Origin of the sequence: Micromonospora sp. NPDC049366, assembly GCF_044466625.1 — a bacterium.
Lineage (GTDB): Bacteria > Actinomycetota > Actinomycetes > Mycobacteriales > Micromonosporaceae > Micromonospora.
Genome location: NZ_JBITMV010000015.1, coordinates 173,502 through 195,666, shown reverse-complemented (window position 1 = coordinate 195,666; position 22,165 = coordinate 173,502). Strand labels below are relative to the sequence as shown.

The 22,165-nt window shown below is 73.4% G+C and carries 20 protein-coding genes; 15 read left to right on the top strand and 5 right to left on the bottom strand.

The genetic code is table 11. The features are described from left to right. Positions 1 to 91 precede the first annotated feature (91 nt). A complete protein-coding gene (locus ACIBTV_RS22055) occupies positions 92 to 1,312 on the bottom strand; it encodes an SLC13 family permease (RefSeq protein ID WP_396707571.1) in 1,221 nt (406 codons plus the stop codon). Positions 1,313 to 1,463: 151 nt separating this feature from the next. Between ACIBTV_RS22055 and ACIBTV_RS22050 the strand changes: the two genes are divergently transcribed. After that, complete coding sequence (locus ACIBTV_RS22050; protein WP_396707569.1) at positions 1,464 to 2,465, top strand: linear amide C-N hydrolase; 1,002 nt, start codon at positions 1,464 to 1,466, stop codon at positions 2,463 to 2,465. A gap of 86 nt (positions 2,466 to 2,551) precedes the next feature. Here ACIBTV_RS22050 and ACIBTV_RS22045 read toward each other — a convergent pair whose 3' ends face one another. Further along, positions 2,552 to 4,000: an LVIVD repeat-containing protein gene (locus ACIBTV_RS22045; protein ID WP_396707568.1), complete on the bottom strand. Its 1,449-nt coding sequence runs from the start codon at positions 3,998 to 4,000 to the stop codon at positions 2,552 to 2,554. A 138-nt stretch (positions 4,001 to 4,138) separates the two neighbouring features. Here ACIBTV_RS22045 and ACIBTV_RS22040 point away from each other — a divergent pair, with 138 nt between their 5' ends. After that, complete coding sequence (locus tag ACIBTV_RS22040; protein ID WP_396707566.1) at positions 4,139 to 4,837, top strand: DUF305 domain-containing protein; 699 nt, start codon at positions 4,139 to 4,141, stop codon at positions 4,835 to 4,837. Between the two features lie 56 nt (positions 4,838 to 4,893). Here the strand turns inward: ACIBTV_RS22040 and ACIBTV_RS22035 are convergent, their stop codons facing one another. Beyond that, a complete protein-coding gene (locus ACIBTV_RS22035; RefSeq protein WP_396707564.1) occupies positions 4,894 to 6,156 on the bottom strand; it encodes a nucleotide sugar dehydrogenase in 1,263 nt (420 codons plus the stop codon). Positions 6,157 to 6,355: 199 nt separating this feature from the next. Further along, a complete protein-coding gene (locus tag ACIBTV_RS22030) occupies positions 6,356 to 7,708 on the bottom strand; it encodes a serine/threonine-protein kinase (protein ID WP_396707562.1) in 1,353 nt (450 codons plus the stop codon). Positions 7,709 to 8,245: 537 nt separating this feature from the next. Between ACIBTV_RS22030 and ACIBTV_RS22025 the strand changes: the two genes are divergently transcribed. From ACIBTV_RS22025 to ACIBTV_RS21975, 11 genes are all read left to right on the top strand, one after another. Then, positions 8,246 to 8,890: an RNA polymerase sigma factor gene (locus ACIBTV_RS22025; RefSeq protein ID WP_396707560.1), complete on the top strand. Its 645-nt coding sequence runs from the start codon at positions 8,246 to 8,248 to the stop codon at positions 8,888 to 8,890. Between the two features lie 16 nt (positions 8,891 to 8,906). Next, positions 8,907 to 9,989 carry a hypothetical protein gene (locus tag ACIBTV_RS22020; protein WP_396707559.1) on the top strand — a complete coding sequence of 361 codons (1,083 nt, stop codon included), beginning with the start codon at positions 8,907 to 8,909 and terminating at the stop codon, positions 9,987 to 9,989. Positions 9,990 to 10,246: 257 nt separating this feature from the next. After that, positions 10,247 to 11,482, top strand: coding sequence for an ergothioneine biosynthesis glutamate--cysteine ligase EgtA (gene egtA / locus ACIBTV_RS22015; protein WP_396707557.1), 1,236 nt, complete (start codon positions 10,247 to 10,249; stop codon positions 11,480 to 11,482). Further along, the gene (gene egtB, locus ACIBTV_RS22010) at positions 11,479 to 12,813 is read left to right on the top strand and encodes an ergothioneine biosynthesis protein EgtB (RefSeq protein ID WP_396707555.1); all 1,335 of its coding nucleotides are present in this window, start codon (positions 11,479 to 11,481) and stop codon (positions 12,811 to 12,813) included. The genes egtA and egtB overlap by 4 nt, the downstream gene beginning before the upstream one ends. 85 nt (positions 12,814 to 12,898) lie before the next feature. Further along, a complete protein-coding gene (egtC, locus tag ACIBTV_RS22005) occupies positions 12,899 to 13,645 on the top strand; it encodes an ergothioneine biosynthesis protein EgtC (protein WP_396707553.1) in 747 nt (248 codons plus the stop codon). A 74-nt stretch (positions 13,646 to 13,719) separates the two neighbouring features. Continuing rightward, positions 13,720 to 14,691, top strand: coding sequence for an L-histidine N(alpha)-methyltransferase (egtD, locus tag ACIBTV_RS22000; RefSeq protein WP_396707552.1), 972 nt, complete (start codon positions 13,720 to 13,722; stop codon positions 14,689 to 14,691). A 241-nt stretch (positions 14,692 to 14,932) separates the two neighbouring features. Further along, a complete protein-coding gene (locus ACIBTV_RS21995) occupies positions 14,933 to 15,520 on the top strand; it encodes a TMEM165/GDT1 family protein (protein WP_396707550.1) in 588 nt (195 codons plus the stop codon). 39 nt (positions 15,521 to 15,559) lie between these two features. Next, the gene (locus ACIBTV_RS21990; RefSeq protein WP_396707548.1) at positions 15,560 to 15,922 is read left to right on the top strand and encodes a DUF1622 domain-containing protein; all 363 of its coding nucleotides are present in this window, start codon (positions 15,560 to 15,562) and stop codon (positions 15,920 to 15,922) included. Further along, positions 15,919 to 16,245, top strand: coding sequence for a hypothetical protein (locus ACIBTV_RS21985; RefSeq protein ID WP_396707546.1), 327 nt, complete (start codon positions 15,919 to 15,921; stop codon positions 16,243 to 16,245). The genes ACIBTV_RS21990 and ACIBTV_RS21985 overlap by 4 nt, the downstream gene beginning before the upstream one ends. Further along, positions 16,242 to 16,439 (top strand): hypothetical protein, encoded by a 198-nt coding sequence (locus ACIBTV_RS21980; protein ID WP_091589373.1) that lies wholly within the window; start codon positions 16,242 to 16,244, stop codon positions 16,437 to 16,439. Before ACIBTV_RS21985 ends, ACIBTV_RS21980 begins: the two co-directional genes overlap by 4 nt. 417 nt (positions 16,440 to 16,856) lie before the next feature. Continuing rightward, positions 16,857 to 18,317, top strand: a complete 1,461-nt coding sequence (locus ACIBTV_RS21975) for a polysaccharide biosynthesis tyrosine autokinase (protein ID WP_396707543.1) — start codon at positions 16,857 to 16,859, stop codon at positions 18,315 to 18,317. Here the strand turns inward: ACIBTV_RS21975 and ACIBTV_RS21970 are convergent. Next, on the bottom strand, positions 18,298 to 18,852 hold the full coding sequence (locus ACIBTV_RS21970; protein ID WP_396707542.1) for a low molecular weight phosphatase family protein: 555 nt from the start codon (positions 18,850 to 18,852) through the stop codon (positions 18,298 to 18,300). The two genes, ACIBTV_RS21975 and ACIBTV_RS21970, sit on opposite strands and share 20 nt — an antisense overlap. A gap of 165 nt (positions 18,853 to 19,017) precedes the next feature. Between ACIBTV_RS21970 and ACIBTV_RS21965 the strand changes: the two genes are divergently transcribed. Then, positions 19,018 to 20,232, top strand: a complete 1,215-nt coding sequence (locus tag ACIBTV_RS21965; protein ID WP_396707541.1) for a glycosyltransferase family 4 protein — start codon at positions 19,018 to 19,020, stop codon at positions 20,230 to 20,232. Between the two features lie 145 nt (positions 20,233 to 20,377). Continuing rightward, positions 20,378 to 22,165, top strand: a complete 1,788-nt coding sequence (locus tag ACIBTV_RS21960) for a DUF4012 domain-containing protein (protein WP_396707539.1) — start codon at positions 20,378 to 20,380, stop codon at positions 22,163 to 22,165.

Here is a 22,165-nt window from a genome sequence, read left to right as displayed (position 1 = left end):
CCTCCGGCGGAACCCTCCCGGCGGCCGTGCCGCAACCGGTCGGCGCCGTACCACCCCTGGTACGGCGCCGACCGGCTCGTGCCCGGCCGGCTCAGGCGGTGAGGGCCAGCGTGCCGACCGCGGCGGCAGTCGCGGTGACCGCGAGCAGGCCGCCGGTCAGCAGGAACCGGCGTACCGGCACGGCCACCCCGGCGCTGCGGCACCGCTCGAACCACAGCAGGGTGGCCAGCGACGCCCACGGCACGGCCAGCGGGCCGGCGTTCGTGCCGATCAACAGCGCCAGCAGGCGCGGCGCGGCGTCGGCCGACAGGACCGACTCGCCCGCCAGGTACGCGGGCAGGTTGTTCACCGCGTTGGCGAGCAGCGCACCGGTGCCGCCCGCCCGCAGCAGCCCGGCCGTACCGTCGCCGTCGCCCAGCAGCGCGGCGACCAGGTGGTCCAGACCCCACCGGCCGAGGGTCTGCACCACGAGGAAGAGGCCGGTGACGAAGACCAGCAGCCGCCAGGGCACCAGGTGCAGGCCCAGGGTGCGGGGCGAGCGGACGGCGAAACCGGCCAGCAGCAGGGCGGCGGCGACGCTCGACACGATTCCGATCTCCACCTCGGCCAGCACCCCGCCGACGAAGATCAGGCACGCGGCGACGGCGGTCCGGTGCAGGACGGGGTCGGCGGGCCGCTGCCGGGGCGGCGGCGAGAAGCGCCCGCCCGGCGGCCGGTAGCGGCGCCACCATCCGAACCAGAGCACCAGGCCGGTGACCACGAGCGCGGCGAGCTGTGGCAGCCACATCCGGGCGGCGAACGCCAGCGGGTCGAGCCCGAGGCGGTCGGCGGCCAGCAGGTTCGTCAGGTTGGACACCGGCAGCAGCAGGCTGGCCGTGTTGGCCAGCCAGACGGTCGTCACGGCCAGCGGGGCCGGGGCGACGCCGAGGTTGCCGGCCAGGGCCAGCAGGACCGGGGTGAGCAGCACCGCCGTGGTGTCCAGGTTCAGCGTGACGGTGGTCACCGCCGCGAAGCCCACGCAGAGCAGGAACAGCCGCAGCCAGCTGCCTCGGGCGGCGCTGGCCAGGCGGGCGCCGAGCAGGTCGAAGACCCCGGCGACCGCGGTCAGCTCGGCCAGCACCACCACGGTGCCGAGGAAGAGCAGCAGCGGCAGGATCCGGTGCAGGGTCGCGCCGGCGTCGGCGCGGGGGAGCAGCCCGCCCAGTACGCAGCCGACCCCGACCAGGGCGAGGACGACCGCCACCACGTCCAGCGGATGTGGGCGGCGCCGACGTTCGGTCGGGGTGGGGGGTGCCGGGGCGGCGAGGGTCACGGCGGAGGATCCTCGCACGTTCTCGGGCCGGATCGTCCGCAACGGCCGCCGACTGTGACCCGGCCAACCGGACGGTTTCGGTAGCCGGACGGAGTCGGTCGATCGCGGCGGGTGGACAAGCCCGCCGGCGGGCGCATAGCGTCCCATGGATATGCGGAGGACCTTGCCGGCCGCCACCGTGGCCCTGTTGCTCACCCTGACCGCCTGCACGCCCTCGCGCCCGCCGCCGGCCGCGGCGCCGGGCGGCCCCACCGGCACCCCGACCGCCTCCCGGCAGGACGCGGCGCAGGTCGACGAGACCCTGGGCAGCCTGCGCCGGGTCGACGACCTGCCGCTCTACGAGATGACGTACGTGGGCCGCTACGACGCCACCACGGGCACGGACGCCAGCCCGGCGACACCGTTCGGGTGTTCGCTGTTCGTCGCCGCCGGCGACCGGAGCCGGCCGCTGTTCGCCCGCAACTTCGACTGGGACGCCAACCCGGCGATGGTGCTGCGCACCGACCCGCCCGACGGGTACGCGTCGATCTCGCTGGTCGACCTGTCGTACCTCGGGGTCGGCGCCGACCCGGCGGGCGACCGTCGGCTGCTCAACGCCCCGCTGCTGCCCTTCGACGGGATGAACGAGCGCGGCCTGGCGGTGGGCCTCGCCGCCGACGACGGGGCCCGCGCCGACCGCGACCCCGGCAAGCCCACCGTCGGTTCGGTGCGGATTCTGCGGTTGGTGCTCGACCGGGCGGCGACGGTGGACCAGGCGGTGGCCGTCTTCACCGCGCACAACCTGGACTTCGACGGCGGGCCGCCGCTGCACTACCTGGTGGCCGACGCGACCGGCGCGTCCGCCGTGGTCGAGTTCGTCGACGGCGAGCTGCGGGTCGAGCGGGGGCGCGGCGCCTGGCAGGCGCTGACCAACGTGCCGGTGGCGGGGATCCCGGAGGAGCGGCGTCGCGAGGACCGCCGCTACGGCCTGCTCGCCCGCGCCCTCACCGAGTCGGGCGGGGTGGCCGACGCCGCCACCGCGCACCGGGTCCTCACCACGGTCCGGCAGGCGCACACCCGCTGGTCGGTGACGTACGGGCTGCGCAGCGGCGAGGTGACCCTGGTGACCGCGACGGGCGGGGGCGAGCGGCGCTACCGCCTGCCGATGAGCTGACCCGCGACACGAGCGGCCGGGGTCGCTTGGACACGAGCGGGCCCGGCCCCCGTCGGGGACCGGGCCCGTGGTGCCGTTGCTCGTGCCTAGCGGCCCGGGTAGTGGCCCTGGGTCTGCACGTTCAGGTCCTTGAACCGGACCAGCTCCGCCGACAAGGTGCGCCAGTCCGTCAGCTTCAGGACGTCCAGGCCCTTGACCATGTCGTTCGAGTAGATGTGGCCGTTGTAGTAGTACGCCGACCACGTGCCACCGCCGACGAACTGGTCGGCCGAGAGCGGACCGCGCTCCCAGAAGGCGATCTCCTTCGGGTTGGCCGAGTCGGTGAAGTCCCAGACCGAGATGCCGCCCTGGTACCACGCCTGGACCATGATGTCGCGCCCGAGCACCGGAATCAGCGAGCCGTTGTGGGCTACGCAGTTCTCGGTGTCGGCGTTGGTGCGCGGGATCTTGTAGTAGCTCTTGAACACCATCGTCCGGCGGTCACCGCGACCGGTGATGTCGTAGATGGCGTCCGCGCCCCGGTCCGGCCCGATGGTCTCGTTGCAGGTGGCCGCGCCGCCGCCGCCCAGCTCGTCGGTGAAGATCACCTTGGTGCCGGCGTTGTTGAACGTGGCCGAGTGCCAGAACGCGAAGTTCACCGTGTCCCGGACCCGGTTGATCACCCGCGGCGCCTCACGGTTGCGGATGTCCATCAGGATGCCGTCACCCATGCAGGCGCCGGCGGCCAGGTCCTTGCTCGGGTAGACGGTGATGTCGTGGCACCCCGTCGTCGCCGAGCCGGTCTCGCTGCCCGGGAAACCACCGTCCGGGAAGAGGTTCGGCGTGGCCACCACGGCCGCGTCGGTCGGCTTCTTCAGCGGGACCTTGATGATGGAGATGGAGTCGTGCGGCGGCTGGCAGTCCGGGAACTCGGCCCGCGGGCTGTACGACGAGACGTACAGGTAGACGTTCTTGCGGTCCTTGCCGGGCACCAGCGTGTGGGTGTGCGAGCCGCAGGCGGTCTCCACCGACTTGATGTAGCGCGGGTTGGCCTTGTTGGAGATGTCGAAGATCTTCATGCCCTCCCACGACTCCTTGACGTTCGCCCCCTGCGCGGTGCTGTTGCAGGAGTCGTCGCTGCGGGACGAGTCGGTGGAGAGGAAGAGCAGGTTGCCCTCGACGGAGATGTCGTTCTGCGACCCCGGGCAGAAGACCCGGGACACGACCTTGGGCGCGCTGGGCCGCGAGATGTCGTAGATGACGAAGCCGTTGTAGTTGCCGGCGAACGCGTACTTGCCCTGGAAGGCGATGTCGCTGTTCGTCGCGTCCAGCGGCGCCACCTTCGGCACGTTCGCGATCTGGCGCAGGTTGGGGCTGCTGACGATCTCGTCAACGCCGGGGATGGTGTTCGTCGCGCTCGTGGTCGACGGCGCCGCCTGCGGCGCGGTCTGCGCGCTGCTGGGTGGCGCCGCCACGATGCTGGCGACGAGGAGGCCGGCCGCGGCGAGGCTCACGACGCGGAGCCGCCGTAACCGTGGCATGGAGGGTCTGATCATCGGCGAGGCCCTTCGCAAGGGAGTGACGACTCTCGACACCTTACCGTTCGATCATCGTCATTGTTGTGATCGGGCTCACATCGATGCGTGTTCCTGAATCGATAGCATCGCGGTGACCTCGACCTCAGGGAGTGGCCCATGACCAGCCGGCGCGTCCGGACCCTGGCGATCGTCACACTGGCGGTCGTCCTGCCGCTCGGGATCGTGGCGGTGGTCCGCGCCGGCGACGACGGAGGCGGGACGGCCCGCCCGGTCGCCGCGCCCACCACCCCCTCCGCCACGGCCAGCCCCGCGCCGACCGACGCCACGGTCATCATGCCCGGCCGGCCGGGCGAGTCGGCCACCACCCGCGCCGCCGGGGAGATCACCGACACCGGCGCGGTGCCGCACAACTCCATGGACGTCTGGTTCGTGCGGATGATGATCCCGCACCACGCCCAGGCGTTGCAGATGGCCGAGCTGGCGCCCGACCGGGCGGCCGACCCCGACATCCGCGCCATCGCCGCCCGCATCCGCGCCAGCCAGGGCCCCGAGATGGGCTTCATGCGTGGCTGGCTGCAGACCCGCAACCTGCCGGCCGAGGTCGAAGGGCACGACCACGGCACCATGCGCGGCATGCAGACACCGGAGGCGCTGGCGCGGCTCGCGGCGACCCACGGGGCCGACTTCGACCGGCTCTTCGTCCAGATGATGACCGCGCACCACCAGGGCGCGATCGAGCTGGCCACGGACCTGCTCACCGTCGGCGCCGACCAGACGCTCAACGAGTTCGCCAACTCGGTCGCCACCGAGCAGACCGTGGAGATCGGCCGGATGCACGAACTCCTCGCCCGCTGACCCTGACCAACGCGCGGCGCCCCCGCCCGACCGGGCGGGGGCGCGCGCCGTCCCGGTCAGAGCCGCTCGACGGTCGGGCCCGAGCAGCGGTTGCGCGCGTCGAAGACGTAGCGGGCGTGCCGGGTGACGAGGTCGTAGTCGAAGACGTCGTGATCGGTCACCACGATCACCCCGTCGGCCTCCCGGACCTCCCGCTCGGTGAGGTCCACCACGGTCACCCCGGCGGGGATGTGGTGGGGCTCCGCGTACGGCTCCACGGCGCGGACGTCCGCGCCGAGCGCCTGCAGGCGCTGGGCGACGTCGACCGCGGGGGAGTCGCGCATGTCACCGGTGTTGCGCTTGTACGCGAGCCCGAGCAGCAGCAGCCGGGAACCGGTGACCGCCCTGCCGGTCCGGTTCAGACCGGCCATCACCCGCTGGGCCACGTGCTCCGGCATCTCGTGGTTGACGTCGTTGGCCAGCTCGATGAACCGGAACTGCCGACCCAGCCGCCGCTTGACCTGCCAGGACAGGTAGCACGGGTCGATCGGCAGGCAGTGCCCGCCGACGCCCGGACCGGGCCGGAACGGCAGGAACCCGAACGGCTTGGTCTCCGCCGCGTCGATCGCCTGCCACACGTCGATGTCCAAGTGGTGCGAGAGCATCGTCAGCTCGTTGATCAGGGCGATGTTGACCTGGCGGAACGTGTTCTCGATGAGTTTGGTGAGCTCGGCCACCCGGGTCGAGTCGACCGGCACCGTCCGCTCCACGATCCGGCGGTAGAAACCGTCCACCCGGGCCAGCGACTCCGCGTCCACACCGGAGACCACCTTCGGGGTGTTCTCCAGCCGCCACGTCGGGTTGCCCGGGTCGATCCGTTCCGGGCTGTAGCCCAGGTGGAAGTCGCCGGGGCTGCGCAGCCCGCTCGCCGACTCCAGCAACGGGCGCAGCAGCTCCTCAGTCGTGCCGGGATAGGTGGTGGACTCGAGGATGACCGCGCAGCCGGGCCGCACGTACGGGCCGATGCCGATCCCCGCCTGCTCGACGAAGCTCAGGTCCGGGGTGCCGTCGCGCAGGGGGGTCGGCACCGTGATCACACAGATGTCGAAGCCCTCGGCGTCGGTGTACTCCGTGGTCGGCAGGTATCGGCCGCTGCTCAATGCGCGGCCGAGCCGGTCGGTCGGGATGTCCTCGACGAACGACTCACCCGAGCAGAGGCGCTTCACCCGGTCGGCGTCGACGTCGAGCCCCACCACATCGAGGCCGGCCTCCACGGCCCGCATGGCCAACGGCAGTCCGACGTATCCCTGGCCGATCACGACCAACTTCTCAGCGCTCACCCGGGCTCCCGGCAGACGGTGGAAACGACCTGGTTGGAGACTAGAGCGCCGTCTGGTGCCGTACGTCCGTTTTGGTGAAATCGAGGCTGGTGGGGTCTGTCGGGCATCCGGCAGGCCGCCGACCGTCACCTTCCTCAGGTGACGGGTCGGCTCGTACCCGACCGGGACCCGAGTCGGCCGGGCCTGGCAGCGGGAGCGGTCAGGGGGCCGTCGCGCCGGTCGACTCCGTGGCCGTCGGAGTCGGGTCCGTCGGCGGTGGGGTCGTCGGGCCCGTGCTCGTGCTGCTCTCGCTGGGCGTCGGCGATGCCGTCGTGGGTGGCGGCTTCACACTCGGCGTCACGGTCGGCTGGACGCTCGGGGTGGCGCTGACCGAGGCGGTCGCGCTCGGCCGCGTCGACGCCGGCCGGTCCGGGCGGTCCGGCTCGGTGGTGACCTTCTCATTGCCGGCGGGGAGGTCGACCTCGGCGCTGCGGGTCACGCTCGGCGCGGTGGTGGGCAGGTTCACGGCCGGGGCGTCCGCGTCCTTGGTGGCGGCGAGCGCGGCCGCCAGGCCGGTCAACGCGACCAGCACCGCGGCGCCCGCACCCACCAGGGCCTGGCGACCGCGCCGGCGCTGCGGCCGGGCCGGGCCGGCGAACGCCGCACCGGCGGCGAGGTCGGTGTGGGTGGCCGGTCCGGCGCCGCGCAGCGGGGTCGTCGGGACCATCGCGGTCGGCGGAGCACCGTCGGTCACCGCCGTCCGGGCCGCCTCGGCCATCGCCGCGCCGCTGCTGAACCGGTCGGCGGGGTCCTTGGCGAGGGCGCGCGCGACCAGGGCCCGTACGGCCTCCGGGATGTCGGGCGGCAGCTCCGGTGGCTCGTCGTCGAGGTGCCGGACGGCGACCTGGAGCGGGCTGTCGCCGGTGAACGGCGGCCCGCCCGTCAGGCAGCAGTACGCGACCGCGCCGAGCGCGTAGATGTCGGTGGCGCCGGAGACCGGGCGCCCCGCCGCCTGCTCGGGAGCCATGTAGAGCGCCGTGCCGGGCACGGCGTTGGTGCTGGTGATGCTGGTCACGTTGGTCGATCGGGCGACGCCGAAGTCGACCAGGACGACCGAGCCGTCCTCCTGGACCAGCAGGTTGCTCGGCTTCACGTCGCGGTGCACGATGCCGCGGCGGTGCGCCGCGTTCAGCGCCTGCGCGGCCTGGCCGATGATCGACATCGTCTCGCCGACGTCGAGCCGGCCGGCGTCCTCGATGCGCCGGGACAGCGGTTCCCCGTCGACGAACTCCATGACCAGGTAGTCGGCCCGGCCGCCGTCGGCCAGGTCGTCCTCGCCGCAGTCGAAGACCTGCACGATGCCCGGGTGCCGCAGCGCGGCCATGATCCGCGCCTCGGCCCGGAACCGCGCGATGAAGTCGGGGTCGGACACCAGCGCGGGAAGCAGGACCTTGACCGCGACCTGCCGGCCGAGGACCAGGTCGGTGCCCCGCCAGACGTCACCCATGCCGCCGGTGGCGACACGGTCGTCCAGGCGGTACCGCCCGCTGAGCACGACGCCCGATGACAACACGCGATTACCGTACCCAGTGACCGCGCGTGCCACTCGCCGCGCTACCGGCGGTCGATCGCCGCGTCCCCACCCGGACCGGTGCGCCCCCGCGTTCATCAGCCGACAGGTGTGACCGTACGAGAGCGGTCCGCGACCGTACGCGACAATCGGCGCTGTGGTCGGTCCGACCGTGACCCCACCGTGGCTCACGAACACTTCCGAGGTCACGTAGCGTCCCGGGGCTCTCCGGTGTTACGGCGACACGCCAGTGCGAACGGCCGACAATTGTCACCCTTTCGTTGTGCCTTCCTGGCTTGTCGCTGCCGGGGCACGCTCCTAGCGTTAGCCCGACTCAGCGCCGTCCGGTGGCGTCGGCACGGCGTCCCACCGGCCAACCGAACGCGGTGGCGGAGGGTCCGGCGTCGCCACGGCGGCGGCGGGCGCGACCAGGTCAGCGGGGGGCGGGGCAAGTGCGGGAACAGGTCCGGTCCACGGACCGGGCGGGCATCGCGTGTGCCGACCACGGCGTACGCCGCCCCCGCACGCGCGGAGAACGCCATGCCCACTGACCTCGACGAAGCGGTCGCGGCGGCGAAGGCCGGCGACGAGGACGCCTTCCGCCACCTTTACCGCACTCTGCAACCCGGTCTGCTGCGCTACCTGACCGCCCTGGTCGGCGCCGACGCGGAGGACGTCGCCTCCGAGACCTGGTTGCAGGTCTCCCGGGACCTGCCCAGCTTCACCGGCGGCGAGTTCCGCGCCTGGACGGTCACCATCGCCCGCAACCGGGCGATGGACCACCTGCGCCGGCAACGCCGCCGGCCGTCGCTGCCGGTGCCCGTGCAGGCGCTCAGCGAGCTCGCCGGTGACGCCGATACCGCCGAACGGGCCGGCGAGACCATCAGCACGGAGGCCGCGCTCGCGCTGATCGCGACGCTGCCACCCCGCGAGGCGGAGGCCGTCCTGCTCCGGGCGGTCATCGGTCTGGACGCGGAGAGCGCCGGGCGGGTGCTCGGTCGCCGGGCCGGCGCGGTGCGTACCGCCGCCCACCGGGGGCTGCGGCGGCTCGCCGCGCTGGTGGAACCCCGCGCCGGTGAGGTGGAGCCCGAACCTGACACGTCGGCACCGGAGACGGCCGTGCCGCCGCGTCCCCGAGGAGACCGGTGCCGGCAGGCGCCGCGTCCGGAACCGGCGGACGGTTGACATGAATGGATTCACGGTGAGTGACGGGCGTCCCGACCGGCCCGCGAACCGGGACGAGGCGGATCGGCTCCTCGACGCGTCCCGCTCCGGCCCGGAGGGCACGCCGACCGATCCGCTCGCGCAACTGCTCGCCGCCGCGGCCGCCCCCGCCCGGCCGGACGAACTCGCCCGGGAGGAGGCCGCCGTCGCGGCGTTCCGGGCGGCTCGGGCCGCGCCGACGCTCCCCGCCGGACGCGCCCGGCGCCGTCACCGGCTCACCGCGGGCGCGCTCGCGTGGACCGCCGGCGCGCTCGCCACCGCGACCGCCGGCGCCGCCTTCGCCGCCGTCACCCTGGAGATACCCGCCGATCCGCCCCCGCCGCCGGCGACGGCCAGCCCGGACACCGAGCCGCCGACGGGCTCGCCGCCGGGCGCCGGCACGCCCACCGGGGGACCGGGCGGCTCCCCGACGGGAACACCGCGACCGGGTGCCGACGCCCCCAGCGCCACCCCGGCCCCCGGCGTGCCGCCGCCCGGACTCTGCCGGGCCTACCTGGCGAAGAAGCCGGAGCAACGGCAGAAGGCGCTGCTCACCCCGGGGTTCCAGCCGCTGGTCGAGGCCGCCGGAGGGGTGGGGCAGGTCGAGGCGTACTGCGCGGAGCAGGCCGCCGGGCCCGCAGCGACCAGCGGCGCCGAGCCGGAGACCACGAGGGAGACCGGTCAGGGCAACGGCAAGGGCCAGGGCAACGGCCAGGGCAACGGGAACGGGATCGGCAAGGCCGACGGGGCGGGGACCGGGATCGGCAAGGCCGACGGGAACGGCAAGGCCGACGGGCCGGGGAAGAGCCAGGGCAACGGCAAGGCTGAGGGTTCGGATCACGGCCAGGGCACCGGCAGGGCCGAGGGTCCGGGTCACGGCCAGGGCAACGGCAAGGCTGAGGGTTCGGATCACGGCCAGGGCACCGGCAGGGCCGAGGGTCCGGGTCACGGCCAGGGCAACGGCAAGGCCGCCGGGGCGGGGAACGGGGACGGCACGGCTAACGGGGCGGGGAACGGTCAGGGCGGCGGACTCGGCGACGACGCCGGGTCTGGCAGCGACCAGGTGGTCGGCGCGGAGTAGGCCGCCGCGCCCGCAGGCGCGACCCGCCACTGGGTCGGGAGCGGGCTGACCGTTCCGGCCGGGCGGCGGAGTGGTGGCCCGCGCCCGCAGACGCGAACCGCGCCCTGGACTGGTCGGAAGCGCGCTGACCGTTCTTGTCGGGCGAAGGAAATTCGTCTGTTAGACAGGGAATGGTGTGTCGGACGCCGGCCGGGAGTGTCGGAGGGCGGCGTTACGGTGGCACGGTGTCCGGAGGCGGGCACGGGAGGGGGCATCGGATGGTGACGTCACCCGGGCTGGAGCGAGCCACGATCCTGCGCGAGTCGGCGGCCGCCGCCAGCTATCTCGCCGGCATCTGCTTCAAGACCGGCCCCCCGACGCGGATGGGCGTCGAACTCGAATGGACCGTGCACGACGCCGCCGATCCCGCCCGGCCGATCGACGCCGGCCGGTTGCGTGCGGCGCTGGGGCGGCACAGCCCCACCACCCTGATTCCCACCAGCCCCGCCGATCCGTTGGGCCACGGCAGCGCCGTCACCCTGGAGCCGGGCGGGCAGGTCGAGGTCTCCACCCCGCCCCGCACCTCGGTCGCCGCGCTCGTCCGCGCCACCGGCGCGGACATCGCCGAGTTGACCGCCCTGCTCGGGCAAGCCGGCCTCACCCTCGGCCACTCCGGCATCGATGCGCACCGCGAGCCGCGCCCCGTCCTGCACACCCCGCGCTACCGGGCCATGCGCCGGGCCTTCGACGGGCGTGGCCAGGCCGGGCGCACGATGATGGACGCCACCGCCGGTCTGCAGGTCTGCCTCGACGCGGGCGAGCCGGACCAGGTGGCGCTGCGCTGGGCCGTCGCACACGCGGTCGGGCCCCCGCTGCTCGCGGCGTTCGCCACCGCCGACCGGCACGCCGGCCGGCCCACCGGCTGGGCCTCCGCCCGGATGGCCGCCTGGCTCGCCATCGACCCCTCCCGGACGGGCCCCGTCTGGTCCCCGCGACGGCCCGACGAGGACCCGACGGCGGCCTGGGTCCGCTACGTCCTCGCCGCGCCCCTGCTCTGCCTGCGCCGCCCGGGGGCGGACTGGACGCCGCCGCCCGGCGTCACCTTCGGCGACTGGCTGGCCGGCGCCCTGCCCCAGCCGCCCACCACCGACGACCTCGACTACCACGTCAGCACCCTGTTCCCGCCGGTGCGGCCGCGCGGCTACCTCGAACTCCGCTACCTGGACGCGCAGCCCGGCCGGGGCTGGACGATCCCGCTGGCGGTGCTGGCCGCCCTGTTCGCCGACCCGGCGACCCTGCACGCCGCGTACGTCGTCAGCGCGCCCGTGGCGCACCGCTGGCACGCGGCGGCCCGCCGTGGTCTCGCCGATCCGGCGCTCGCCGCCGCGGCGGCCCAGCTCCTGGACCTGGCGCTCGCGGCGCTGCCGCGGCTCGACCTGCCAACCGACCTGCACGACGAGATCCATCGAGGCCTACGGCGGCGGCGTGCCGTCGCGGAGAGGGGAGACCGGTGACCGACACGTCCCACGCGCGCGGCGCGGAGCAGCTGCGCGACCTCATCGCGGCGGAGCTGGACCGCACCCGCGCCCGCACGGCCCTGCTCACCGACGCGGTCGACGACGCCGACCTGATGCGTCAGCACTCACCTCTGATGTCCCCGCTGGTGTGGGATCTCGCCCACGTCGGCAACCAGGAGGAGCTCTGGCTGGTCCGCGACGTCGGCGGCCGCGACCCGGTCCGGCAGGACATCGACGACCTCTACGACGCGTTCAAGCAGCCCCGCAAGGACCGGCCCGCGTTGCCGCTGCTGGCGCCGGGCGAGGCGCGCGCCTACGTGGGGAGCGTCCGCGACAAGGTCTACGACCTGCTCGACACCGTCCGGTTCGGCGAGCGGCCACTGGTCGCCGACGGCTTCGCCTTCGGAATGATCGTGCAGCACGAGCAGCAGCATGACGAGACGATGCTCGCCACCCACCAGCTGCGGTCCGGGCCGGCCGTGCTGCACGCGCCGCCGCCGCCCGAGCCGCGGGCCACGGTCGGTGCCGAGGTGCTGATCCCGGCGGGACCGTTCACGATGGGCACCGACACGGATCCGTGGGCGCTGGACAACGAGCGTCCGGCGCACCGGGTCGACCTGCCCGCGTACGTCATCGACGCGGCCCCGGTCACCAACGGCGACTATCGGCGGTTCATCGCGGAGGGCGGCTACGACGATCCGCGGTGGTGGAGCGCGGCGGGCTGGGCGCACCGGGTCGAGGCCGACCTGACCGCGCCGATGCACTGGCGGCGCGACGGCGACGGCTGGGCCTACCGCCGATTCGGCCGGTGGGCGCCGGTCCGCGACGACGAGCCGGTCGTGCACGTCTCCTGGCACGAGGCGCAGGCCTATGCGGCGTGGGCGGGCAAGCGGCTGCCCACCGAGGCGGAGTGGGAGAAGGCCGCCCGGTGGGACCCGGTGACCGGTCGGTCCCGCCGCTACCCGTGGGGTGACGACGACCCCACCGCCGACCACGCCAATCTCGGGCAGCGGCACCTGTGGCCCGCCCCGGTCGGCGCCTATCCGGCCGGAGCCTCACCGCTGGGCGTGCACCAGATGATCGGTGACGTCTGGGAGTGGACGTCGACCGCGTTCCGGGGCCACCCGGGCTTCACCGCGTTCCCCTACCGGGAATACTCCGAGGTCTTCTTCGGCGACGACCACCGGGTGCTGCGCGGGGGGTCGTTCGGCACCGACCGGGCGGCCTGCCGGGGCACGTTCCGCAACTGGGACTACCCGATCCGCCGGCAGATCTTCAGTGGTTTCCGCTGCGCCCGCGACGCCCGGCCCGAGGAGTCGCGGCCGTGACGCTCGCCTCCACCGGCGTCCCGGGCGCGGCCGTGACCCCGGCCGGGCCGGCCTGCGGTGCTCCGGCCACCGCAGGCGCCGCCTGATGTGCCGCCACCTGGCCTACCTGGGGCCACCGGTCACCCTGGCGGAGCTGCTGTTCGAGCCGCCCTACTCGTTGGTTCGGCAGTCCTGGGCACCTCGTGACATGCGCGGCGGGGGCACCATCAACGCCGACGGGTTCGGCATCGGGTGGTACCCGGGGGACGGGCCGCCGGTCCGCTACCGGCGGGCCCAACCGATCTGGACCGACCCCACCATCGCCCAACTCGCCACCGTCACCTCGACGGGTGCGGTGCTCGCCGCCGTCCGCTCCGCCACCGTGGGCATGGCCGTGCTCGACGAGGCCGCCGCGCCCTTCGCCGAGGGGCGCTGGCTGTTCAGCCACAACGGCGTCATCCGGGGCTGGCCCGACTCGATCGTGCCGCTCGCCGCCGACCTGCCCGTGCGGGACCTGCTCACGATGGACGCCGCCACGGATTCCGCGTTGCTCTGGGCGCTGGTACGGCACCGGCTGCGGGCCGGGGAGGACCCGGCCGACGCGGTGGCCGACACGGTCCGCGCGGTGGCCGCCGCCGCCCCGGGCTCCCGGCTCAACGTGCTGCTCACCGACGGCCACACGGTGATCGCCACCGTGCTCGGGCACGCGTTGTCGGTCCGGCAGGGGCCCGACGCGGTGCTGGTGGCGTCCGAGCCGCACGACGACGACCCCGACTGGCGCGCGACGCCGGACGCCCACCTCGTCACCGCGACCGCCGACCGGGTGCGGCTGCGCCCGCTCGAACGGGGGTGACAGCACCCGAGCGGGCGGGGGTGACAAGCAGCCGACGGTGGGAACAGGGACCATCCGACGAAGGGAAGTACCTGATGAGCGCCGAGCCATTGGAGATCCACCTCGAGGAGCAGGACCTGGCCCGAGGGTTGCGCGACGACGTCCGGGTCGGGCTGACCGCGGACCCGAAGTGGCTGCCGCCCAAGTGGTTCTACGACGCCCGGGGCAGTGAGCTCTTCGAGGAGATCACCCGGCTGCCCGAGTACTACCCGACCCGGGCCGAACGCACCGTGCTCGCCGCCGAGGCACCGGCGATCGCCGACCTGACCCGCGCGAAGACCCTCATCGAGCTGGGCTCCGGCTCGTCGGAGAAGACCCGCCTGCTGCTGGACGCGTTCAGCCGCCGGGGCGGGCTGGGCACCTTCGTCCCGCTGGACGTCTCGGCCAGCGCGTTGCGCGCCTCCACGGCCCAGATCGCCACCGACTACCCCGGGCTGCGTGTACGCGGCATCGTCGGGGACTTCACCCGGCATCTCGACCGGCTTCCCACCGGGGGACGCCGGCTGGTGCTGTTCCTGGGCGGCACGATCGGCAACCTGCTCCCCGCCGAGCGGGCAGCCTTCCTCACCTCGATGCGCGCCGCCCTGGAGTCCGGTGACTGGCTCCTGGTCGGCACCGACCTGGTCAAGGACCCGTCCGTCGTCGTGCCCGCGTACGACGACGCGGCGGGGGTGACCGCGGAGTTCAACCGCAACGTGCTGCGGGTGGTCAACCGGGAGTTGGGTGCCGACTTCGACCCGGAGGCCTTCACCCACGTCGCCCGCTGGGACGCGGCACACGAGTGGATCGAGATGCGGCTGCGGGCCGACCGGACGATGTCGGTCCAGGTGCCCGATCTCGGGCTGGACGTCTCCTTCGCCGCCGGCGAGGAGCTGCGCACCGAGATCTCGGCCAAGTTCCGGCCGGAGGGCGCCGCCGCCGAGCTGGGCGCCGCCGGGTTCACGGTCGAGATGTTCTGGACCGACCCCGAGCGGCTGTTCGGCGTCACGCTGGCCCGCGCCACCTGACCCCGCCGGCCCGTCTGCCGGGTGCCGCCGCGCACCCTCGGACGCCGGTGCCGTGGTGATCGGATAGGCTCGTGAACGCGAAGGGGAGTAGCCCCCAACGTCGTGGTCGACATACTGGTGCTCTCTCGCACCCGGCCACACGGCCCCGCTCCGCGGGGCGGGCGAGACCTTCGACTCAGGCTGTCACAGCCGGGTCGAGGGCGCCTCTTTCCCTCTTCCCGGCCTGATCCGGAAGGTTGTCATGGAGGGATTCCTCGCCGCGCTGGTGATCAGCTTCGGCGTCATCTTCGTCGCCGAGCTGGGCGACAAGAGCCAATTGATGGCGTTGGCCTTCGCCACGAGGTTCAAGCCGGTGCCGGTGCTCATCGGCATCACCATCGCCACCGCCGTGGTGCACCTCGCGTCGGTGGCCATCGGCGTCGGGCTCGGCGCGGTGCTGCCGACCGAGTGGATCTCGCTGGTCGCGGGCCTCGCCTTCCTCGGTTTCGCCGCCTGGACGCTGCGCGGTGACTCCCTCACCGAGGAGGAGCGCCGCAAGGCGGAGAAGGCCAGCACGTCGGCGATCCTCACCGTCGGGATCGCGTTCTTCCTCGCCGAACTGGGCGACAAGACGATGCTCGCCACCATCACGCTGGCCACGCAGCACGGCTGGTTCGGCACCTGGCTCGGCTCGACGATCGGCATGGTCGCCGCGGACGCGCTCGCCATCCTGGTCGGTCGGCTGCTCGGCCGCCGACTTCCCGAGAAGGCCATCAAGTACGGCGCGGCCGTGCTGTTCGCTGTCTCCGGCCTGTGGCTGATCCTGGAGTCCGTGGTCGAGCTGACCTGATCGCCGACTACCCCCGCCGTTGCCGGGTAACGGCGGCGGGTGGGCGTCGAGGAAGTCCTGCGCCACGGCGACCAGGTGCTGGTCGCCGTGGTGGAGGTGGCCGGCGCTCTGATCATCTTCGCCGGTGCGGTCTGGGCGGCGACGCGGTTCGTGATCGAGGGAGTGCGTCACCGCACTGCCGCCGTCTTCACCCCGATCCGGCTCTCGCTGGGCCGCTTCCTCACCCTCGGCCTGGAGTTCCAGCTCGCGGCGGACATCCTGCGCACGGCGGTGTCGCCGACGTTCGACCAGATCGGCCAGTTGGCCGCGATCGCCACGATCCGGACGGCGTTGAACTACTTCCTCGGCCGGGAGATCCGCCAGGAGAAGCGGCAGGTGAGCGCCGGGGAGGGGGAGGGGTGACCACCGTGCTGGTGACGGTGGCCACCGCCCTGTCCCTGCTCGCCGCCGCGGCCGTGCTCGTCACCACCGGGCGGGGACGCACGGCCGTACGCGTGCTGCTGGACCTGCTGATCGCCGTCGGACTGCTGCGGCTCGCCACGCACCGGAGCTGGGCGGATCTGCTGACCGCCGCGGCGGTGATCGCCCTGCGCCAGCTGCTCTGGGTCTCGCTGGCCTCGGGATGGCCGGGGTCGCGCCGACAATCGCCGCCGTCCTGCGGGGAAGACCACATACGGTTGGCGGTAGCAGGCGAATCGGGAGAAAACGGAAGGACGCCCAGATGAGGAAGCACGACGAACCGAACGAGTACGGCTTCGCCGGCGACCCGACCCTGCCGGAGCCCCCACCCAAGGGTCAGGCCGACGAACAGGACCGCGCCGAGGAGGTGGCGGTCCCGGGCGACGACATCACCGAATCGGTCAGCGAGGCGATCTACGAGGAGACCGACGACGGGCACGCGGAGGAGAACCGCCGCTGACACCGGCCACCCGACGCGCCGGGGGCGGACGCGTTGCGACGCCCCCGGCGCGCGGCCGGCCCACCCCGCACCGAGGTCCGCGTCGCGGTCGTCATCCGCGCGACGTCGGTGACGGTGTCGTTTCCGGCGTGGGCCGAGGGAACAACATCCGGGATGGTGCCGCCACGCCCCCACCGGGTGGTGTGGTCAGCCGGAACGCTCGGCCGGCCCGGACGCTCGCACTTTTCCGCCGTGACACCGCTGCCGAATGCCGGTTCGCCTGGTTGGTAATTCGGGTGCCGCCGTTCACCGTCGAAAACACATAACTCCGGACATAAGTCCCATGAGCGGCTTTAATGGTTTCACGAGTTTGAAGACGACCTTGGGGGTTTTTGTGAAGTTCTTTGGCGTTACCGTCCTGGCGCGGAGGCCCGCCTGATGGACCTGCTCCGCCAACTCCGCCACGTACGCCGGCACTGGTGGGTCGTGCTGGTCACTGTCATGGTGGCCCTGGGTGTCAGCGCGTTCCTCACCGTCCGGGCACAACCCCGCTATGTCGCCTCGGTGACCTTCTTCGTCACCACGCCCAACCAGGGGGTGACGGACGCCTACCAGGGCGGCCTCTTCCTCCAGCAGCGCGTCAAGTCGTACGCCGACCTGCTGACCAGCGACCGCCTCGCGCAGACGGTGGTCGCCGAGAACAACGTCGGCCTGACCGCCGACGAGGTGCAGCGGCGGGTCAGCACCTCCGTCGAGACGGGCACGGTGCTGCTCGAGGCGAAGGTGACCGACACCGACCAGACCCGGGCGCTCAGGGTGACCGAGACCCTCGCGGCCAAGTTCGTCGAACTCGTGCAGAAGATCGAAACCCCACCGGACGGGAAGGCCCCCCTCAAGATCGAGGTGGTGAGCGGGCCGCGGGTCAGCTCCCAGCCGGTCTCCCCGCAGCCGGTGCGCAACCTCGTGCTCGGCGGGCTGCTCGGCCTGGTGCTCGGCGTCGGGCTGGCCATCCTGCGCGGAGTGGCCGACATCCGGCTCCGCGACGCCGCCGGCCTGCAACGGGCCACCGGCAGTCCGCTGCTCGGCGAGATCCCGTACGAGAGCGGGGCCCGGTCCGCGCCGCTCATCGTCGGTGAAGCCGCCACCTCGTCCCGCGCGGAGGCGGTCCGGAAGCTGCGGACGAACCTGCGCTTCGTCGACGTGCACGAGCCGGCCCGCGTCATCGCGGTCACCAGCGCGCTGCAGGGCGAGGGGAAGACCACCCTCTCCTGCAACCTGGCGATCGCGCTTGCCGAGGCGGGCTGGCGGGTGCTGCTGGTCGACGCCGACCTGCGGCGGCCGAAGGTCGACGACTACCTGGGCATCGACGCCGGTGTCGGCCTGACCGACGTGCTGGTCGGTGACGTCCAGGTGGGCGACGTGGTGCAGCGCTGGGGCGACAAGTCGCTGCTCGTGCTGCCCAGCGGGTCGGCGCCGCCCAACCCGAGCGAGCTGCTCGGCTCGAAGGCGATGGCGGATCTGCTGCTGGCCCTGCGGGAGTCGGCGGACATCGTCATCATCGACACCGCGCCGCTGCTCGCGGTGACCGACGGTGTGGTGGTCGCGGTGCAGGCCGACGGCGCGCTGCTCGTCAGCCAGCAGGGTCGCACCTCGCGGGCGCAGGTGGCCGCGGCCGCCCGCGCGTTGCACGCGGTGTCGGTCCGACTGCTCGGCTGCGTCCTGAACATGGCCAAGATGCCGAAGGCGGAGGCGTACCAGTACGAGGCCTACCGGGTGGTCGCCGCGGCGGAGAGCTCGGCCGCGCACAGCGACGGCACCGCCACGCCCCGGCACGCCGCAGGCGGCCAGCTGAACGGTGTCAGCGACCGTACGCAGGAACTCACCCGGCTGCCCCGATGAGCGCGGCGAGGGATCGCATGGACCGTTCGATCTCCTCGGCGCAGCGTCGGAAGTCGGCGGCGGTGCCGCCGATCGGGTCCCGCAGGTCGTCCGCGCCGGGGGTGGCGGGTTGCAACCGCCCCCGGGCGCGGGCGGCGGCCTCGACGGCTGCCCGCAGCGGGTCAGCGGCCGGGTCCTCCAGTGGCTCCGCCGCGTCGGCGAGGCGCCCGAACTGCCGCAGGGTGAAGGTGCGGTGCAGCACGGCCGGAGCGAGCGCGGTGCACACCGACCGCTGCCGTCGGGTCGCGGTCAGCACCAGCGTGGCACCGACCAGATGCTCCGGGCGCAGCCGCCGGCTGCGGAAGTCCGTCGGGTCGGCGCCGGTCTCCGCGGCGACGTCCGCCGCGTACGGGTGCATGGGCAGCCCTTCCATCGCGTCGGTCCCGGCGCTGGCCACGGTGACCGGTCGGTCGGCGAGCAGCCGGCGCGCGAGGTACTCGGCCATCGGCGACCGGCACAGGTTGGCGTGGCAGACGAACAGCACCCGGTCGGTCATCTGGATCCCTCTCGTCGGTGCGGTCGCGGGTGGGCTCGCCGCGACGGCGGAGCGCCGGCGGTCGCGGCCGGACGCGGAGGGGTTGACCGCATCGTACGCGGACCGGGCGGGCGGGAGCCGCCCTGCCGCGCCGGTGCGGACGGGCCGGACGGCGGTGGACGCGGGATGAAGATCGGAATCCTGTCGTACCACTTTCCGCCGGAACCGGCGTTCATCCCCGGCAGCCTCGCCGAGGAGTTGGCCGCCCGGGGACACGAGGTCCGGGTGCTCACCGGCTTCCCGGACTATCCGGGCGGGCAGGTCTACCCGGGCTGGCGGCAGCGGTGGCGGTACGAGACGCGCAGCGAGCGGCTGACCGTGCGCCGGGTGCCCCGCTACTCGGGCGGCGACGGCTCCGGCCGGGCCCGGATGACCAGCTACCTGTCGTTCGCCGGCAGCGCGTCGCTCGTCGCGCGGCGGTTCTTCGCCGGTGTCGACGCCCTCTACGTGTTCCAGTTGCCGGCCACCAGCTTCGCGGCCGCCGGGGTGCTGCGGTTGCTCGGCCGGGTGCCGACCGTGCTGCACGTGCAGGACCTGTGGCCGCAGGAGGCGACCGGCGGTGACGCCCGGTGGGCGGCGCGGCTCGGCTCGGCGACGAGCCGGGTCTTCCGGGCCGCCGACCGGATCGCGGTGGTCGCCCCGTCGATGCGGGACCTGGCGGTCGCGGCGGGCGCGGATCCGGCGGCGGTGTCGGTGGTGCTGAACTGGACCGACGAGCGGATCTTCCAGCCGGTGCGGCCGAGCCCGGCCGCCCGCCGGCTGGTCCGCCGGGACGACCGCTGCGTCGTGATGCACGCGGGCACCATGGGCGCCCGGCACGGACTGGAGACCGCCGTACGCGCGGCGGCGGCCCTGGATCGCACCATGGACCTGGTCCTGGTCGGCTCGGGCGCGGACGAGCGGCGGGTGCGGGGGCTCGCCGCCGAGCTGCGGGCCGACAACGTCCGGTTCGTCGAGCGGCGCTCGCCGGTGGACATGCCCGACCTGTACGCCGCCGCCGACTACCAGCTCGTGATGCTGCGCGACCTACCCGAGCTGCGCGGGACCGTGCCCGGCAAGCTGCAGGCGGCGCTGTCCTGTGCCGCCCCGGTGGTCGCCTCGGCCGGTGGTGACACCGCCGAGCTGGTGGAGCGGGCGCGGGCGGGGCTCTCCTGCCCGCCCGAGGACTGGGCCAGCCTCGCCGACCGGTTCTGGCTGGCGGCCACCATCCCGTCGTCGGCGCGCGGCGAGATGGGCCGGCGGGGTCGGGAGGCGTACCTGCGGGAGATGTCGCAGGCCGCCGGGGTGGACCGGATCGAGCGGTTGCTGCACGACGCCGCACGTCCGGCCGTCGCCCGCTGAGCAGTCCCGCTCACGCACGCGCGATGCGCGTGAAGAACCTTCGATTATCAACCCAGATTCGCCATAACGTCACGATTTCCTGTTTCGGGTGTTAGAACAGCGAAGGTATGGGGCCTTCTGTCCGATTCTTGGAACGGGGTGTGGCGTGACGGAGAGCGTACGACCGAGTAGGCGGCGCAGCCGCTCCCGTCGGCGTCGGCGGGCCCGTCTGCGGCGCGCGCTGCTCGGCGGGCTGGTTGTCACGTCCCTGCTGCTGGTCGCCGGCGGCTGGGTCGGGTTCCGGGGCTGGCAGGCCCGCGCCCACCTGCTCAACGCCGCCGGCCTGGCCCGGGAACTCAGCACACAGGTGGTCGGTGGTGACCACGAGCGGGCCCAGCGCACACTCGCCGCGCTCCAGGAGCAGTCCGCCGCGGCCCGGTCCGCGACCGCCGACCCCGGTTGGTCGGTCGGTCGTCGGACCCCGTTCGCCGGGGAGAACCTCGGCGCCGTACGCCAGATCGCGGTCGCCGTCGACGACCTCGCCCGGCAGGCCTTCCCGACGCTGCTCCGCGCCGACCTGGCCAGCCTGGTGCCGACCGGCGGCCGCCTGGACGTGGGCCGGCTGCGGACCGTGTCCGCCGACCTCGCCGCGGTCGACGACGTCGTCCAACGGGCCCGTCGCGACCTCGCCGCCGTCCGCGCCGACGACCTGGTCAGCCAGGTCCGGCAGGCCGTCACCAGCCTGCGTGGCGAACTCGACCAGCTCGCCGACCTGACCGCGGCGGTCGACCAGGGTGCCCGGCTGCTGCCGCCGCTGCTCGGTGCCGACGGCAAGCGCACCTACCTGCTGGTGTCGCAGAACCCCGCGGAGCTGCGCGCCACCGGCGGCATGATCGGCGCGTACGCGCTGATCGAGGCCGACAAGGGCCAGGTGCGGATGGGGAAGCAGGGCAGCAGTTCCTCGCTCGGGAGGTTCACCCCGCCCCTGTCGCTGCCGAAGGAGGTCCGGGCGCTCTGGACCGACCTGCCGGGGATCTACCCCGCCGACGTGAACCTGACCCCGCACTTCCCGACCGCCGCGTCGTTGTACCGCGAGATGTTCCGCCGCAAGACCGGCACCAAGGTCGACGGCGTGCTGGCGGTCGATCCGGTGGTGCTGTCCTACCTGCTCAAGGCCACCGGCCCGGTGCAGGTGCCCGGTGGCGTGCGGCTCGCCAGCGACACGGCGGTGCGGACGCTGCTCAACGAGACCTACCAACGTCTCGACACCCGTGAGCAGGACGCGTTCTTCGCGGCGTCGGCGGCGTCGGTCTTCGACACCCTGTTTAAGAAGAATGTCGACTCAAGGGTGTTGTTGTCCGTATTCGCCCGTGCTGTGGAGGAACGACGGATATTGTTCTGGAGTGCCCGACCGGAGGAACAGCGGACGCTCGGCGACAGCCGAATGGCCGGTGCGCTTCCGGAACAGGACACCGTGCCGACGGTCGGCGTCTTCCTCAACGACGGCAGCGGCGCGAAGCTCGGCTACTACCTGCGGCCGGCGGCGACGCTGACGGTCGGCGAGTGCCGGCCCGACGGCCGCCGCGAGCTCCGGTTGCGGGTGACCCTGCACTCGACGGCGCCGACGTCCGGGCTCAGCAAGTCGGTCGTCGGCCTCGCCCAGGCGGGAGACCCGTACACCGCCCGCACCTTGGTGTCGGTGTTCAGCCCGACCGGCGGGACGGTGGTCGACGCCCGGCTCGACGGGGCGGAGACGGCGCTGGGCAGTGGCACCGAACGCAATCGACAGGTCGCCACGGCGAACGTCGAGATCGGGCCCGGCGCGAGCCGGACGTTGGAGGTCACCGTCCTCACCGGAAAGAAGACCGGGACCGGACAGGCCGAGCTTTGGCTAACCCCCACGGCCACCCCGTGGACCACCCAAGTTGAAACCGCACCAAGCTGTGACCAGTAG